General features: G+C 34.0%; 18 protein-coding genes. 12 read left to right on the top strand and 6 right to left on the bottom strand.

From position 1 onward, the window contains the following. Positions 1-244: 244 nt before the first annotated feature. On the bottom strand, positions 245-556 hold the full coding sequence (locus IV513_RS12725; RefSeq protein ID WP_209390945.1) for a hypothetical protein: 312 nt from the start codon (positions 554-556) through the stop codon (positions 245-247). Between the two features lie 76 nt (positions 557-632). Further along, positions 633-1,433 carry a M48 family metallopeptidase gene (locus IV513_RS12720; RefSeq protein ID WP_209390944.1) on the bottom strand — a complete coding sequence of 267 codons (801 nt, stop codon included), beginning with the start codon at positions 1,431-1,433 and terminating at the stop codon, positions 633-635. Positions 1,434-1,540: 107 nt separating this feature from the next. Here IV513_RS12720 and IV513_RS12715 point away from each other — a divergent pair, with 107 nt between their 5' ends. Then, on the top strand, positions 1,541-2,077 hold the full coding sequence (locus tag IV513_RS12715) for a DUF4251 domain-containing protein (RefSeq protein ID WP_209390943.1): 537 nt from the start codon (positions 1,541-1,543) through the stop codon (positions 2,075-2,077). A gap of 12 nt (positions 2,078-2,089) precedes the next feature. On the opposite strand, the gene meaB is transcribed toward IV513_RS12715, so the two are convergent. Beyond that, positions 2,090-3,073, bottom strand: coding sequence for a methylmalonyl Co-A mutase-associated GTPase MeaB (gene meaB, locus IV513_RS12710; protein WP_209390942.1), 984 nt, complete (start codon positions 3,071-3,073; stop codon positions 2,090-2,092). A gap of 240 nt (positions 3,074-3,313) precedes the next feature. Here meaB and IV513_RS12705 point away from each other — a divergent pair, with 240 nt between their 5' ends. Together IV513_RS12705 and IV513_RS12700 are read left to right on the top strand one after the other, a co-directional pair. Beyond that, entirely contained in the window at positions 3,314-3,607 is a 294-nt protein-coding gene (locus IV513_RS12705) for a cytochrome C (protein WP_209390941.1), read from the top strand. Between the two features lie 28 nt (positions 3,608-3,635). Beyond that, the gene (locus IV513_RS12700) at positions 3,636-3,923 is read left to right on the top strand and encodes a cytochrome C (protein WP_209390940.1); all 288 of its coding nucleotides are present in this window, start codon (positions 3,636-3,638) and stop codon (positions 3,921-3,923) included. An 83-nt stretch (positions 3,924-4,006) separates the two neighbouring features. Here the strand turns inward: IV513_RS12700 and IV513_RS12695 are convergent, their stop codons facing one another. After that, positions 4,007-4,687, bottom strand: coding sequence for an RluA family pseudouridine synthase (locus IV513_RS12695; RefSeq protein ID WP_209390946.1), 681 nt, complete (start codon positions 4,685-4,687; stop codon positions 4,007-4,009). Between the two features lie 292 nt (positions 4,688-4,979). Between IV513_RS12695 and IV513_RS12690 the strand changes: the two genes are divergently transcribed. The 9 genes from IV513_RS12690 (at position 4,980) to fabF (ending at position 14,106) form a co-directional block, all read left to right on the top strand. Further along, positions 4,980-6,527 (top strand): sensor histidine kinase KdpD, encoded by a 1,548-nt coding sequence (locus tag IV513_RS12690; protein WP_209390939.1) that lies wholly within the window; start codon positions 4,980-4,982, stop codon positions 6,525-6,527. Positions 6,528-6,551: 24 nt separating this feature from the next. After that, positions 6,552-7,238: a response regulator transcription factor gene (locus IV513_RS12685; protein ID WP_209390938.1), complete on the top strand. Its 687-nt coding sequence runs from the start codon at positions 6,552-6,554 to the stop codon at positions 7,236-7,238. A 78-nt stretch (positions 7,239-7,316) separates the two neighbouring features. After that, positions 7,317-7,955: a hypothetical protein gene (locus tag IV513_RS12680; protein ID WP_209390937.1), complete on the top strand. Its 639-nt coding sequence runs from the start codon at positions 7,317-7,319 to the stop codon at positions 7,953-7,955. A 24-nt stretch (positions 7,956-7,979) separates the two neighbouring features. Further along, the gene (locus IV513_RS12675; protein WP_209390936.1) at positions 7,980-8,342 is read left to right on the top strand and encodes a hypothetical protein; all 363 of its coding nucleotides are present in this window, start codon (positions 7,980-7,982) and stop codon (positions 8,340-8,342) included. Positions 8,343-8,440: 98 nt separating this feature from the next. Continuing rightward, positions 8,441-11,131 (top strand): TonB-dependent receptor, encoded by a 2,691-nt coding sequence (locus IV513_RS12670; RefSeq protein ID WP_209390935.1) that lies wholly within the window; start codon positions 8,441-8,443, stop codon positions 11,129-11,131. A 159-nt stretch (positions 11,132-11,290) separates the two neighbouring features. Further along, complete coding sequence (locus IV513_RS12665; protein WP_209390934.1) at positions 11,291-11,707, top strand: OsmC family protein; 417 nt, start codon at positions 11,291-11,293, stop codon at positions 11,705-11,707. A gap of 121 nt (positions 11,708-11,828) precedes the next feature. Beyond that, the gene (locus tag IV513_RS12660) at positions 11,829-12,431 is read left to right on the top strand and encodes a TetR/AcrR family transcriptional regulator (protein WP_209390933.1); all 603 of its coding nucleotides are present in this window, start codon (positions 11,829-11,831) and stop codon (positions 12,429-12,431) included. A 7-nt stretch (positions 12,432-12,438) separates the two neighbouring features. Continuing rightward, positions 12,439-12,864, top strand: coding sequence for a PaaI family thioesterase (locus IV513_RS12655; protein ID WP_209390932.1), 426 nt, complete (start codon positions 12,439-12,441; stop codon positions 12,862-12,864). Beyond that, positions 12,865-14,106, top strand: a complete 1,242-nt coding sequence (fabF, locus tag IV513_RS12650; RefSeq protein WP_209390931.1) for a beta-ketoacyl-ACP synthase II — start codon at positions 12,865-12,867, stop codon at positions 14,104-14,106. A gap of 94 nt (positions 14,107-14,200) precedes the next feature. Here the strand turns inward: fabF and IV513_RS12645 are convergent, their stop codons facing one another. Both IV513_RS12645 and IV513_RS12640 read right to left on the bottom strand, forming a co-directional pair. After that, on the bottom strand, positions 14,201-15,244 hold the full coding sequence (locus IV513_RS12645) for a PA0069 family radical SAM protein (RefSeq protein ID WP_209390930.1): 1,044 nt from the start codon (positions 15,242-15,244) through the stop codon (positions 14,201-14,203). Between the two features lie 138 nt (positions 15,245-15,382). Beyond that, positions 15,383-15,574 carry a hypothetical protein gene (locus IV513_RS12640; RefSeq protein WP_209390929.1) on the bottom strand — a complete coding sequence of 64 codons (192 nt, stop codon included), beginning with the start codon at positions 15,572-15,574 and terminating at the stop codon, positions 15,383-15,385. Positions 15,575-15,802: the final 228 nt, after the last annotated feature.

Raw genomic sequence — 15,802 nt, 5'->3', positions numbered from 1 at the left:
TTACTGGTCATAACTGTATAATGTTTAAAAATAGTAAAAAGTTATTTGGCTTCGCCGAACCACTTCGTTAGGTTTCCGAAAAATTTTTTGAGCTTTGAGGGCTCAAAATTTTTCAGAATAACTTTTCTACTTACACAGTTAGTAGGACACTACCATATTAAAATAAAAATCCGGTAATCTAAACAGATACCGGACTACTATTTTAAATCTATTAAAGAAAAGAGATTATATACAATCTTTCAATTTAATATGGATTGTTAAATTTTCTGCTTTCAAGCTCAGCTTTTTGCTTTTCCATTTCCACAGTCTGTTTTTCAAGTTCTTCTTTCTCTTTTTGAAGTTGCTTAAATTCTTTTCTTTTGGCTTCGGCCTTCATCGCAGTTCCTTTGCTTACATAACCCACCATTCCTCCAACGATAAGACCAATTCCTATTCCTGCCATTACACCCATTACATGAGAAATGGTAATTCTCTCCACTGTAAAGTCTGTTGTAAGATAAAATAGCAGTGCCGATACTGCTAAAAGTATCATGCCTATTACTGTAATGCTTTTCATATCTGGTTATTTAATTATTCGGAATTTTATAAAAAATCCTGAATTAAAATTTAAATCAGGATTCTAAGAATTTTTATTATTTTCCCCCTGCTGCTCTGTAATATTCCAAAGCTTTAGGTAAATCTTTTTCGATATCTCCAATTCTTGTCTGTGGACTTGGGTGAGTAGATAAAAATTCTGGCTGTCTGCTTCCAGAAGACTGAGCTTCCATCCTGCTCCAGAAAGGAACTGCCTGTCTAGGATCGTATCCCGCCATTGCCATTAAATACAAACCCATTTTATCTGCCTCAGATTCTTGTCCTCTACCATATTTAAGCAAAACAACCTGTGAAGTCGGAGTATATAATGCCTGGATAATTTGAGCCGTTTTTTCATTTTTAACCGCCAATCCTGAAGCCATTCCTATCCCCTGTGCAACCATAGCCTGAGAAATTCTCTCATTACCATGACCAGCCAAAGCATGAGCAACTTCGTGCCCCATAACTACTGCAAGACCTGTTTCATCTTTCGTAATAGGAAGAATTCCTGTATAAACCACCACTTTTCCACCAGGCATACACCAAGCATTTACCTGTTTATCTTGTAAAAGATTAAATTCCCACTGATAGTTTGCTAGATCTGCACTTCTGCCTATACTTGCATAGTATTTTTCTGCAGCAGCTTTTATTCTGTTTCCAACAGTTCTTACCATTTGAGCCTGCGCTCCAGTAACAACCTTAGATTCTTTTAAAGTTTGTTGATATTGCTGAACTGCACTATTTCTGATATCTGAATCGTTTGCAAACTGCAAAGATGATCTTCCAGTCATTGGATTTGTTGTACACGCTGTTACACTTAACGCAAATGCACCTATCCCTAATAAATGTGTAATTTTCATAACTATGTTTATTATTTTATTTTGAAGGCTTACAATTTCTGTTCCAAAAGATATTTCAACAAGACTTTGCACAGATTTTGATATATAAATTTACTAAATTTATGGTCATGAAAAAAATTATCACAATATTCTCAATATTTTCTTTGTTTTTATTTTTACAAAATTGCTCAGCACAAGGAAAAAGTAATCCTCAAGTTGTAAATAATCTTTTAAACTCGGAAGAATTTACTTTTTATGCAGAAAAAGCACTCCCATATAATCAGGATGTAATAAATATTGCCTACTCTATGCCCAATGCTGCTGCACAGAGAATTTTCGATTTATCTGGAGAAGGATATTCTATTGAAATAAAAAACAAAGTTTTAGATGTTGTAATGCCTTATTTTGGAAGAACTTACAACCCAAGTTATGGAAGTACAGACAACAGTTACCGATTTACATCAAAAGATTATACTCTAACTAAAACTCAAAACAAAAAAGGAAACTGGACCGTTAAAATAAAACCAAACGATATAAAAAATTCACTTCAAATATTTATAGATATCTCTAAAAGCGGATCGGCATCGGCTTCCATACAGAGTAACGACAGACAGCCTATTACCTATAATGGCTATGTAGCTAAAAATGAAGAAACTGAAGAATAAAATCTAGTTATTTTAAGACTTAGTAAAGAATTTTTCGACAAATTGTTTGGCTTCTGTAATGGGATTAGACACCAACGCAGAAGCATTTTTTTTGTGTGCAATATAAGCCTCTTCAGAGGAACCATTGTTTCTGATTTTCGCTAAAATATATTCCTGAACCCAATACTCATATCTTTTTTCTGCCTGAATTTTCCTTACTTCATCGAAACGGTTTTCTTTCTTTTTTAATGAAGTAAAATCATCAATTTTTTCATAGACATCTTCTAAGCCAACATTATTAAGAGCGGAACCTAATAAAACAGGAACTTTCCAACCTTTTTCCTTGGGTGGAATAAAATCCAATGCACGTTTTAATTCAAGCTTGGTATTTTTGGCTTTCTGCATATTATTTTCTTCTACTTTATTAATGAAAATTACATCTACCATTTCCATAATTCCGCGTTTAATCCCTTGAAGTTCATCTCCGCCACCTATGATTTTCAAAAACAGAAAAACATCCGTAATATCTGCAACCAAAACTTCAGACTGCCCTACTCCTACAGTTTCTATTAAAATATAATCGTAACCTGCAGCTTCACAAATAAGCATGGTTTCGAAAGTAGTATTGGCAACACCACCCAAAAATCCGGAACTCGGCGAAGGTCGAATAAACGCATTTTCTTCTTTTGCCAACTCTTCCATCCTGGTTTTATCTCCCAGAATACTTCCTTTATTAATTGCAGAACTGGGATCAATAGCCAAAACAGCGACTTTCTTGCCTTTGGAAATAGCCAATCTTCCAAAATTTTCTATAAAAGTAGATTTACCTGCTCCCGGAACGCCTGTAATCCCTATTCTGACAGAGTTTCCCGATAAGGGAAGAATTTTTTCTAAAAGTTCTTCTGCCTGAATTCTATGCTCAGGTTTTGAGCTTTCTGCTAAGGTGATCGCTTTACCAATAAGGCGTTTGTTGCCAGTTTTTATTCCGTTAAAAAGTTCTTCAGTAGAAAATTTCATTTGGGCATTATCTTCTTTAAAAACAAACTGTTTTTATTTATATATTTCAAAAATATAAAAATAACCTGCAAAACAGAATGAAAGATTTAATTTTAATTCTTCTAAATTAATATTCGATACAGAAACCTACCTCAAAATTTTGCTATTTTTGTTTAGTAAACGATTATCATTGTACTGATTTACAAATAAAACGATTATTTCAATTTTATAAACCCGAATTTAAACATCAAAAATAAATACATGAAAAATATACTTTTAACAGGATTAGCAATCGGTCTTTTATCCGTTTCTTGTACCCCTAAATCTAATGCAGCGACAGAAGCTCAAAAAGTTTCAACCAATACAGCAGAACAAATAGCACAGGGAAAAACGATTTTTGAGAACGCATGCAAAAGATGCCACGAATTACCGGAACCTACAAAATTCACTTCTGTAGAATGGGTGGGAATTATGAACTCTATGGCTCCTAAAGCTAAACTGAGTGACGAGCAACATCAGTGGGTTTACGATTATGTAGTATCGGTAAAGAAATAATTTCATTTAACCGTCAAAAAATATTAACATGGAAAAAAGTATTGCACTTGCCTTATTGGCTTCAGCTTTTGTTATTTCCTGCGGACCAAAAAGTACTGCGGTTACAGGTCCAAAATTTACTTCTTCAGAACATCTTGCTCAAGGAAAAACGGTATTTGAAAATTCTTGTAACAGATGTCATAAATTACCAGATCCTGCAAAACATGATGACAAAGGCTGGATTAAAACTTTAAGCAGAATGGCTCCTAAAGCAAAACTTACGGATGAGCAACATCAAATGGTGTATGATTATTTGATATCAGTAAATAAGAAATAACTGACAATCTTTCAGAATGACTGAAATTAAAAACTGCCGTTTACAAATTGTGTAAAACGGCAGTTTATTTTATAAAAAAAATTTTATTCTTCACAAGCCCTCCAAACTGCATCATTTTGAGGAACTTTAGCTACAATTACAATATCTTCTTTTGTAACAGGATGTACAAACTCTAGTTTTCTTGCATGAAGATTAATTCCGCCATCGAGATTAGAACGAGGAGAACCATATTTCAGATCGCCTTTAATGGGAACACCTGTTTTGGATAATTGTGCTCTTATTTGATGATGTCTTCCTGTTTCCAAATCAATTTCCAGTAAAAGATAATTATCTAATGTTTTGATGGTATGATAAGTTAAAACAGCCTCTTTTGCCCCCTCTGTTGCTTTGGGAAATACAATAGCTTTATTATTTTTCTCATTTTTCTTTAAATAATGAACAAGCCTTTGGCTTTGCGGAATCATTTCTTTAGCAACAACCGCCCAATATGTTTTTTTAATTTCTCTGTTTTTAACCATTTGGGTAAGTCTAGATAAGGCTTTGGAAGTCTTAGCGTAAATTACCAGACCGGATGTAGGTCGGTCTATCCTATGCACCAATCCCAAAAAAACATTTCCGGGTTTTCCGTCTCTTTTTTTAATAAAGTTTTTTATGGCATCCAATAAAGATTCGTCGCCCGTTTTGTCACCCTGTACCAGCTGACCAACTTTTTTATTGATAATTAAAATATGGTTGTCTTCATAGACAATTTGCTCTCCGATCATTTCTAAGGAAGAAAATCTTGTTTTCTTGCTGCAAAGATAATCACTTCTGCAAAACTGCTTCAAAAGATGATTACTCTCTATGAAACCATATAATCAACAAATTCTTGAAGATAATATTATTGCTCGCATAACAGTTTCATAATTATTTTTAAGAAAAAATAAAAATATTTATAATTAAATGTTAAAAGAAGTGTTTTTAAGAAAAAAAATACAATAATTTGGCTTATATTTTGTTGGTAGAATCTTAAAATGATTAATTTTAACATTTATAAATTTAATTTAAAATAAATCAATGAATAACAAATTCATTCCGATAATTTCTGTTTTTATGACAATATCTCTTATTGTCTTTGTAACATTGCAGTTTTATTGGCTTAAAGGTTATTATGTGGCTTTAGATCAGGAGTTTTCCAATAAAGTATATTCTGTATTAGAAAGTACTTCAGACAATATTGCAAAGCTTGAGACTGATAAAGTTTTAAATGAAAAATATCCTAACCTAAGAAATTATATTCTTGCTAATAAAAACAAGCCTTCTCTTACTACAATACAACAAATTGAAGATTCGGGTACTCAAAAATCAATTACTTATTATCGAAATATTATAGAAACTCAGCAACTTCCTATTTCGAAACTTGGAGACACGCTCAAACTTACTACAATGTATAAGGATGATGCAAGATATAAAGTAAAAAAAGATACCGTCAAAAGAGAAATACTTACGCCACAAATTAGTCAGGACATAGAAAGTGGAGATTATCAAATGGCTGAGTTTGCAAAAATAACCGGAACCAACCTTCCTATCAATAAACGGGTGGATACCAAAAAGCTGGATTCTATTATTATTAAAGAACTCAGAATGAAAGGAATTAATTCCGAATTCGGTTATGGTATTTATGACAGCAACAATAAACTTACTTCAGTTGCCAATAAAATTTTTAAAGAAAAAAAAGACAGCAATACCTACTCATATCCTTTATTTACAGACGATAAAGACCACACTTTATATACTTTAGCACTCATTTTTCCTAAAAAAGAATATTCTTTGGCGATGAATAACTGGCCAATGCTTTTGGGAACTTTCTTATCTCTACTTACCATTTTGGGTATTTACATTATTTCCATTAATTACATGATGAGACAAAAAAAATTGGCGGAAGTAAAAACAGATTTCATCAACAATATGTCGCATGAATTTAAAACGCCTTTGGCAACAATCTCTGTAGCGACAGATTCTTTGGCAAATGATAAGATTGCAACCAATCCCGACAAAGTAAAGTACTATTCTAACCTCATTAAGCAGGAAAATCTCAGAATGAAAAAGCAGGTAGAAAATGTTCTGAACATGTCTAAACTAGAGCGAAATGAAGTTAAATTATTTCTGAAAGAAACCAACGTAAGAGAGCTGATAAAAAAGACCACCGAATCTTTCGGACTCATCGTGGCACAGCGAAACGGAATTCTCACACAGAATTTCCATGCAGATAAATATCAGTTTAAAATTGATGAATTTCATATCTCTAATATGTTGGTTAATCTTTTGGATAATGCCAATAAATATTCTCCAGAAACGCCAGAAATTAAAATTGAAACCAGAAATGAAGGCAATTTTTATGTGATTGAAGTTTCAGACAAAGGCATGGGAATGGAAACTCAAAATAAAACAAAGATTTTCGAAAAATTTTTCCGTGAAGAAACAGGAAATATCCACAATGTAAAAGGACAAGGTTTGGGATTATCTTATGTGAAGAAAATTGTAGAACTGCATAAAGGTCAGATTATTGTAGAATCTCAAAAAGATAAAGGAAGCAGATTTATCATTAAACTTCCTATGAATTAAAATAAATATTAAAAAGATAAAATCATGAGTAACAGAATATTATTAGTAGAAGACGACCAAAGTTTTGGTGCAGTGCTAAAAGATTATCTTTCCATCAATAATTTTGAAGTTACCCTCGCTATAGATGGAGAGCAAGGACTTAAAGAATTTACTGAAAACGAATTCGACATCTGCATTTTTGATGTGATGATGCCTAAAAAAGACGGATTTTCTTTAGCTGAAGACGTTAAAAAGATCGATAAAAATACGCCTATCATTTTCCTTACTGCCAGAAATATGCGAGAAGATATTCTTAAAGGATATCAATTAGGAGCAGACGATTACATTACAAAACCTTTTGACACAGAATTACTTCTATATAAAATTAAAGCAATTTTACAAAGAAGTTCAACGTTAGAAAATGAAGAGCAGGAACAGTTTAAAATCAGCAATATTTTCTTCGATTCTATGCTGAGACAGCTTAGAGTAGGCGATAACGAATATAAATTATCTCCCAAAGAGAATGAACTTCTTAAATTGCTTTGCCTTCACAGAAACGATTTTATGCCAAGAGACCTCGCTTTGAGAAAAATCTGGAAAAAAGAAAATTATTTTACGGCAAGAAGTATGGACGTTTATATCGCAAAACTTCGTAAACTTTTGAAAGATGATGAAGGTTTAGAAATTATTAACGTTCATGGAGAAGGGTTTAGACTTTTGGTAAAGAACTAATTTAAAATAACATATCATTCAAAATAGCAAAGCAATTCAAAATGTTTTGCTATTTTTGTTTTTATGAAGAGATTTGATATGAAATATTTACTGTTAGGGTTTTTGGCATTTTCGAGTGTTATTTCGTGTAAAAAAGACGAAAAACCGACCTACATAAAAGAAGAAGGAGGAATACAGCAACCCAATGTAGCTTTCAGTCAGCCTCAGACAACGCTTATGGATCAGGCTGGAATTAAAAAATCCAGTGGTTCTACAATGGTAACCGCGCCAGGAATGAATCCTCCACACGGAGAACCTGGACACAGATGTGACATTCCTGTGGGACAGCCTCTTAACGGAGCTGCTCCTCAACAGATAAATCCTTCTACCCAAAATATAACCGTTAATCCAAATACTCCTGTACAAATTGATCCGAACTCTGTAAATCCGGGTAAAATTGCTATTGACCAAAACGGAAAAGCAGTAACAACAGCACCAGGAATGAATCCTCCTCACGGACAGCCGGGACATCGTTGCGATATTCCTGTTGGAGAGCCTTTAAACAGCAAACCATCTCCAGCAACTCATACGGCAAAAAATACGACAACTGTTCAGGCTCCGCAAACTGTTACCGCCAATCAGCCAGTCGCAACTAACACCGGACCGAAGCCAAAACTTAATCCTGCACATGGGGAACCTTGGCACGATTGTGCTAAAAAGGTTGGAGATCCACTTTAATCATTTTTTATTAACTTTGCATTTGTGAAACCGGGTCGCTTTTTAATAATTATTTTCACTTTAGTAATTTTCTTAATTCCTAAAGATAATTTTTATGCACAGGCTTCTCAGGAGAATTGCTGTAAAACAGAATCGGAAACCAAATCTTGCTGTGATAAAAACAAAAAGCACCATTCTGAAGAATCTAAAAAAGAACACCAGTCTTGTAACGACGATTGCTGCTCTTTCTGTATGACTTGCCATACTTTTGTGGAAAATAATCTGCCTAAAAGCAATTTCCCGGAAATTTCTTCGTTTCAAAACATTAGCAAAATTCAGGTTCAATACATTGATCCCTTCTTTACAAACCGTTTAAAAGAAATCTGGCAACCGCCTAAATTAGTTTAAAATTATACGAAAAATTACGCTTTCAATTTAATAATGTATCATAATGATAACATTGTTAGGTTGTTGGAGAAAAAATAATTCAACTAATTTTTAAACTCATGAAATCATATATTACCAAGATTTTTCTTGGAACATTATTTTTCTTATCTCTTTCTCTATCTGCACAAAACCTCAGCAAACACCAGTCTATGGTTAAAGGAAACTGTAATATGTGTAAAGAAAGGATAGAAACTATCGCAAAAAAAGCAGGTGCAAAATCTGCAGTATACTCAATAGACACACAAACTTTAAGTTTCGAAACCCCTGAAAAAATTTCAGCAGACGAAATTCTCAAGAAAGTAGCAGAAGCAGGGCACGACAACAATTCGTACAAAGCATCGGATGATGTTTATAAAAATCTTCCTGCTTGTTGCCATTACCCGAGAGATTCAGAATCTCCTGTTCCGGCAATGAATCATTCAGATTCAACGAAAAAAGAAAATGAGTTTTTCGTAAAAGGGAACTGCAGTTCTTGTAAAGCCAGAATAGAAAAAGCAGCCAAAGATGCTGGTGCAGATTCTGCAGAGTGGAGTGCAGAAAAACAGACCGTTATCCTAAATTTCAATCCTTCTAAAACTTCAGCAGATAAAATTTTAAAGAAAATTGCTGATGTGGGACATGATAATGAAATGTATAAAACTACGGAAGAAGTATATAAAAAACTACCCGGTTGCTGCCTGTATGATAGAAATATACCTTTCGGCGACACAAATCCCAATGTTCATTACGATGAATCTCCAAAGAAGGAAAATCATAGCAATCATACAGGATCAGAAGATCACAGCTCTCATTCTGATTCAGAAAAAAATATTGAGCAGGTAAATATCATAGGTTCAAAAGCAGCAACTTCTATTGGTAAAAAAGAGGCTGGACTTGTTTTTAATATTGATTCTAAAGAACTTCTGAAAGCAGCATGTTGCAATTTATCTGAAAGTTTTGAAACCAACGCAACGGTAGATGTTTCTTTCAGTAACGCGGTAACGGGAACAAAGCAACTGAAAATGTTAGGTTTAGACCAAAAATACACCAGTCTAACAAAAGAATTACTTCCTGAGATCCGAGGTATAGCTTCTGCTTATGGCTTGAGCCTCATTCCGGGACGTTGGATTGAAAGTATTCAGCTCACCAAAGGAGGAAGTACCGTAACAAACGGCTACGAAAGTATTACGGGGCAGATTAATACAGAATTAATAAAGCATGCCGAAAAATCTGAAACTTCTCTAAATCTTTTTGCCGATTTTAATGGCAGAGCTGAAGCGAACATCACTCACGTAGAACCTATCAACGATCATTGGACACAGACTTTTCTTCTCCACGGAAACGGAACTTTCGGAGATACAGATATGAATAAAGACACGTTTTTGGACAGACCGAAAGGAACTCAGATTAACGCTGCTTATCTTTTAAATTTCAACGATTTAACACATTCAGGATTTGGTTCTCACTTCGGAATTAATTTTGTGAAGGATGAAAGAACTTCCGGACAAATAGGATTTGATAAAAAAATACCTCAGGCTCAACAAAACCTTTATGGTGTAGGAATTGATATTTCCAGATTTCAGGTTTGGAACAAAACAGGCTATGTTTTTAAAGGAAAACCGTATCAGAGTTTAGGCTGGATGAACCAGTACACCTATCATCAACAAGACAGTTTTTTCGGACTTAGAAATTACTTAGGAAACCAACATACGTATTATTCTAATTTAATTTTTGAAAGTATTATAGGCAATACCAACCATAAATACAAAACTGGAGCAAGTTTCTTATACGATGGTTACAACGAAACCTATCTTAATAACCAGTTTAAAAGAACAGAAACCGTTCCGGGAATTTTTGCTGAATATACTTTAACCGGCTCAAAATACACTTTAGTTGCAGGAGCAAGAGCAGATTTTCACAATTTAGCAGGTACTCAGTTCACTCCGAGATTAAATTTCAAATACGATTTTACTCCGAAAACTATTCTAAGACTTTCCGCAGGACGTGGTTTCAGGACAGCGAATGTATTTGCTGAAAACCAGCAATATTTTGCATCCAACAGAAGTATTCAGATTTTAGAAAACGGTGGAAATATTTACGGATTAAAACCGGAAATTGCATGGAATTTTGGGGCAAGTTTACAGCAGGAATTTAAAATTCTCGGCAGAAAATCTACCATTATTGCAGATTTTTTCAGAACCGATTTTCAAAACCAAGTGGTTGTAGATCTAGACAGATCACCTCAGCTTCTTACTTTTTATAATCTGGACGGAAAATCTTTTGCCAATTCTTTTCAAACCCAATGGGATTTTAGCCCGATAAAGAATTTTGATGTACGACTGGCGTATAAATATTATAATGTTCAGGCTCAATATATGGACGGAAAACGTGAAGTTCCATTCATGGCAAAACATCGTGGATTTATCAATTTGGCATATTCTACCAACAAAAATTCAAAAGAAGGTTTCTGGAGTTTCGACACCACTCTAAATTGGGTCGGAAAACAAAGATTGCCTAATACATCTACCAATCCTTCAGAATTTCAATTACCTAACCGTTCAGAATCTTATGCGGTTCTAAATGCACAAATTTCCCGAAATTTCAACAAAAAACTAAGAGCATACTTAGGTGGTGAAAATTTAACATCGTATTATCAAAAAAATGCTATTGTAGATTTCAGAAATCCTTTCGGCAATTATTTTGATGGCGGAATGGTCTACGCACCTATTATGAAAGCCAATTTCTATGTTGGGTTCGATGTAACTTTTTAAAATTCTAAATTTTCAAAATAGAGCTGAGATAATTTGTGAAAAATTATTTCATGCGGAAATTTATATTATAAAAATGCATGGTTTCAATTATTTTTTAGTTTGAAATCGTGCATTTTTCGTATTTTTAATCTCAAATTTAACTCACCTAAATATTAATACATGAAACGTAACGCAACCGCCGTTTGGAACGGAACCGTAAAAGAAGGTAAAGGACATTTAACCACTCAGAGTACCACTTTAAACCAAACCCAGTATTCTTTCAGCAGCAGATTTGAAGAAGGTGTAGGAACCAATCCGGAAGAATTACTTGCCGCAGCTCACGCAGGATGTTTTACCATGAAACTGAGTGCAGAACTTTCTGAAGCAGGTTTTATTCCCGAAGAATTAACCACAAAGTCTGTGATTACTTTAGATCCAAAGATTGGAAAAATTACAAAATCTGAACTGACTTTAACGGCAAAAATCCCTGGAATTTCTCAGGAAGACTTTCAGAAATATGCCAAAATTGCTGAAGAAGGGTGCCCTGTAAGTGCAGCTTTTAATTTTGAGATTACATTAAACGCCGAACTGGTTTAATAATTTAAAATTCAATATCTTATCAAACAATTAAATCTGGATTTGTATGAGTTCAGATTTATTTTTCTAATAAAATATACCGATTGGTATATTTTTGTATATTTGTTCTATAATCTTCGAGATGTCTAAAGCCGAAAAAACGAAACAGTATATCATAGAGAAAACAGCTACCTTATTCAACACACAAGGGTATGCTTCTACATCTCTTTCTGATATTATCGCTGCGACAGGCTTAAGCAAAGGAAGCATTTACGGAAATTTTGAAAACAAAGAACAGGTTGCTTTAGATGTTTATCATTATAATGCACTATCATTAAAAAAAAGGTTAGCAGAATCTTTAAAGAAAGAATTCTTAACAGTAACCGAAAAACTTCTCGTTTTTTTATCTTTTTATAGAGAAAACTGGAGACAGGTTTTTCAGAATGGAGGTTGCCCGTTGCTAAATGCTGCCGTAGAATGCGATGATACTTTTCCGGAACTTAAAAATCTAGTTCAGATTTCGTTTACGGAATGGATTGAAATGATATCGGAAGTTATTAGAGAAGGACAGAAATTTAATGAATTCAAACCAGAAATTAACGCGGAAGAATATGCATCTCAGATTATTATGATTATAGAAGGCGGAATTCTTTTGGCAAAAACTATGGATGATAAAAACTTTCTATATCTCGCTTTAGACAGAATATCGTATATTATTGAAAAAGAAATTAAATTAAATTCATAACATAACTATGGATAAATTAGAAATACTAAAAACATTTATCGGGAAAGAGTTTTCAGGCTCTCCTTCACCTTTTATGAGATGGCTCAATCCAACAGTAATTTCGGCAGAAGAAGGTCATCTGGAATTTCAGTATACTGTAAGACAAGAATGGCTCAATCCCATGGGCAATCTTCATGGTGGAGTAACCGCAGCAATTTTTGATGATATCATTGGGGCAACCATGTTTTCCCTCAACGAAAATAATTTTATTGTAACCGTAAATAACAGCATAGATTATTTTTCAACTGCGAAAGAAAACGAAATTATCATTGCCGAAACAAAAATAATTAAAAGAGGAAAACAGTTTGTGAATGCCGAATGCGAAATATGGAACTCAGACAAAACGAGACTTATTGCAAGAGGAACTTCCAATTTATTCAAAATTAATAATTAAATGAAAAGAGTTGTCATTACAGGTCTTGGTGCGGTTACCCCTTTGGGAAACAGCTTAGAAGAATTCTGGAAGAACTGTATAAACGGAGTAAGCGGTGCTAATGCGATTACTCATTTCGATACCGAAAAGTTTAAAGTAAAATTTGCCTGTGAGGTTAAAAATTTCGATCCGAAACTTCATCTGAACCATACCGAAATTAAAAGAAGCGACCTTTTCACACAATATGCACTGTATGCCGCTTCCGAAGCTTTACAAGATTCCGGATTGGAAATTGAACGCATGAATCCCTTCGACATAGGAGTGATTTGGGGAACCGGACAGGGCGGAATGTGGACATTCGAAAATGAAGTTATGGAATTTGCCAAAGGAGACGAAAACCCACGTTTCAATCCTTTTTTTGTACCGAAATTTATTTCTAACATGGCCGCAGGAATGATTTCTATGAAATTTGGACTTCAGGGAATTAATTATGCTACCAATTCTGCTTGTGCTACCGGAAATACAGCTTTAATGGATGCATTTAATTACATCCGTCTTGGAAAAGCAAAAGTTTTTGTAAGCGGAGGTTCGGAAGCTGCCATTACTCCTGCATCTGTTGGAGGTTTTTCTGTAATGAAAGCAATGTCTTCCAGAAATGATGATTTTGCTACCGCAAGCAGACCTTACGATAAAGACAGAGATGGATTTGTAATGGGAGAAGGAGCTGGAGCTTTAATTTTGGAAGAATATGAACATGCAAAAGCCAGAGGTGCAAAAATATATGCAGAATTAGCAGGTGCAGCAATGACAGCCGACGCTTACCACATGACCGCTCCTCATCCGGACGGAAATGGCGCCATTAAAGCAATGCAATTGGCAATGAATGAAGCAGGAATCAATACAGAAAATATTGATTACATTAATCCTCACGCCACTTCTACTCCTTTGGGAGATTTGGTAGAACTGAATGGAATTAACAAACTATTCAAAGGGAGTAAAACCCTAGATATTAGTGCAACAAAATCTATGACCGGTCATTTATTGGGAGCAGCTGGTGCGGTAGAAGCAATTATCTCTATTAAAGCAATTGAAAACGGAATTATTCCTCCAACAATAAACCTGCATTCTATTGACGAAAATATTCCGAGAGATATTAATATTGTATTTGGTGAAGCTAAAGAAAAGAATATTAATTATGCTTTGAGTAACGCTTTCGGATTTGGAGGGCATAATGCTACGCTTATCTTTAAGAAGTTTAACTAATTTAATAATTCTCTCAGAAAACTTCGCCGTTATTTGAGGGAATTATTATGAATAATCTGTTAGAAAAAGTAAATTTCTAGTGATAAGATTTTCCTTAAAACAACCTTAACTGCTGTTCTTTTGCTCCAGTAAAACCTTCTGTTGAATGCTTAGGAAATTCTTTACCTTCAAAATATTTCTTTTTTCCGATTTTAAAAGTATTATGGATCATCTCCGCAATATTTCCTTCTCCAATATGCCGGTCAAACAATCTTTTATCTCCTAATTTTCCGCCACGCATAGAACGAATTAGGTTCAAAACCCGTTGTGCTTTATCAGGAAAAGCCGTTTCAATCCATTTTATAAAAACAGGTTCTACGGTATCATTTAAACGCACCAAAGTATAACCAAAACTGTTTGCACCAGCATCAGAAATAGCCTTTAAAATAGTTAATGGCTCATCGCTGTTAAGTCCAGGAATGATGGGAGCTACCATTACATGAGCGGGGATTCCGTTTTCAGATAAAATTTCTACTGCTTTCAGCTTATTTTTTGCAGAACTCGTTCTAGGCTCCATCTTTCGACGTAATTCTTCGTTGATTGTCGGAATGCTTAAAGAAACGGAAACCAAATTTTGCTCTGCCATAGGCTTCAAAATATCCAAATCACGAAGAACTAAAGCATTTTTTGTAAGCACATTAACAGGATGTCTGTAATCTAAACAAACCTGTAAAAGTTTTCTTGTAATTTCAAACTGTCGTTCTGCGGGTTGATAGCAGTCTGTATTTCCAGAAAGCAGAATCGGTGCAGGTGAATGTCCTTTTTTTCTGAAAAGTTTTTCTAAAAGTTTTGGTGCATTTTTTTTGACCATAATTTTTCTTTCGAAATCAATTCCTGCACTGTAACCCCAATATTCATGGGTAGGTCTTGCAAAACAGTAAGAGCAACCATGTTCGCAACCTTGGTAAGGATTCATCGAATATTCCATCGGTAAATCTTCACTTTTTACCTTATTAACTATAGTCTTTGGAAAAATTTCTGTAAAAGTGGTTTTTATGGTTTCGAAGTCATCATCTTCAGGCTCAAAGGTAAACCTATCGAAACGATTAATTACATTTCGCTGTGCACCCTGTCCTTTTATGATATTATTGTTCTGCATATTCAAGATTGTAAAAATAGTTTCAGTACTTTCAAAAACAATTAGTTTTAACACAGAAGTTTTCCACAAAAAAATCCGGAACAAAAATGTTTCCGGATTTAAAAAAAAATTATATTCTACTATTATTTTAGTAATGTATTATTTGAGGGCAAAAAACTCAATCCCATGATCATCGTCAGAATTATTTTCATCAAAATGCCTGTGATAATCAGAGTAGTAATCATTATACTTTTTGTTTTTCTTGGATAATAATTTTTTTACACTTAGGAAACTCAAAACTGTCAAAAGTCCAACTCCTCCTGCTAGTAAAACTGCTACTTCTTTTCTCATATTGAAGATATTATTTAATTTTTTGCCAATCTAAAAAAAATCTACATCTTCTTAGATTTGAATGTATATATCAAATAATATACCTTTTCGTATTTGTTTCAGGATAAATTTCGTTAACATAAAAAAAATTCAATAGCGTCCTAAATAAAAAAATAAGAAGGAATTAAAGTAACTCAAAGTATCTTTGAGGTTGTACAACAAAAAAACCTTCTTATGGATTCAAAATTA

The sequence above is a fragment of the Chryseobacterium sp. RR2-3-20 genome (assembly GCF_017808115.1).
In the GTDB taxonomy this organism is placed as follows: Bacteria; Bacteroidota; Bacteroidia; order Flavobacteriales; family Weeksellaceae; genus Chryseobacterium; species Chryseobacterium oryzae.
The sequence above is the reverse complement of the archived record's forward strand: the minus strand, read 5'-3'. Positions and strand labels throughout refer to the sequence as shown.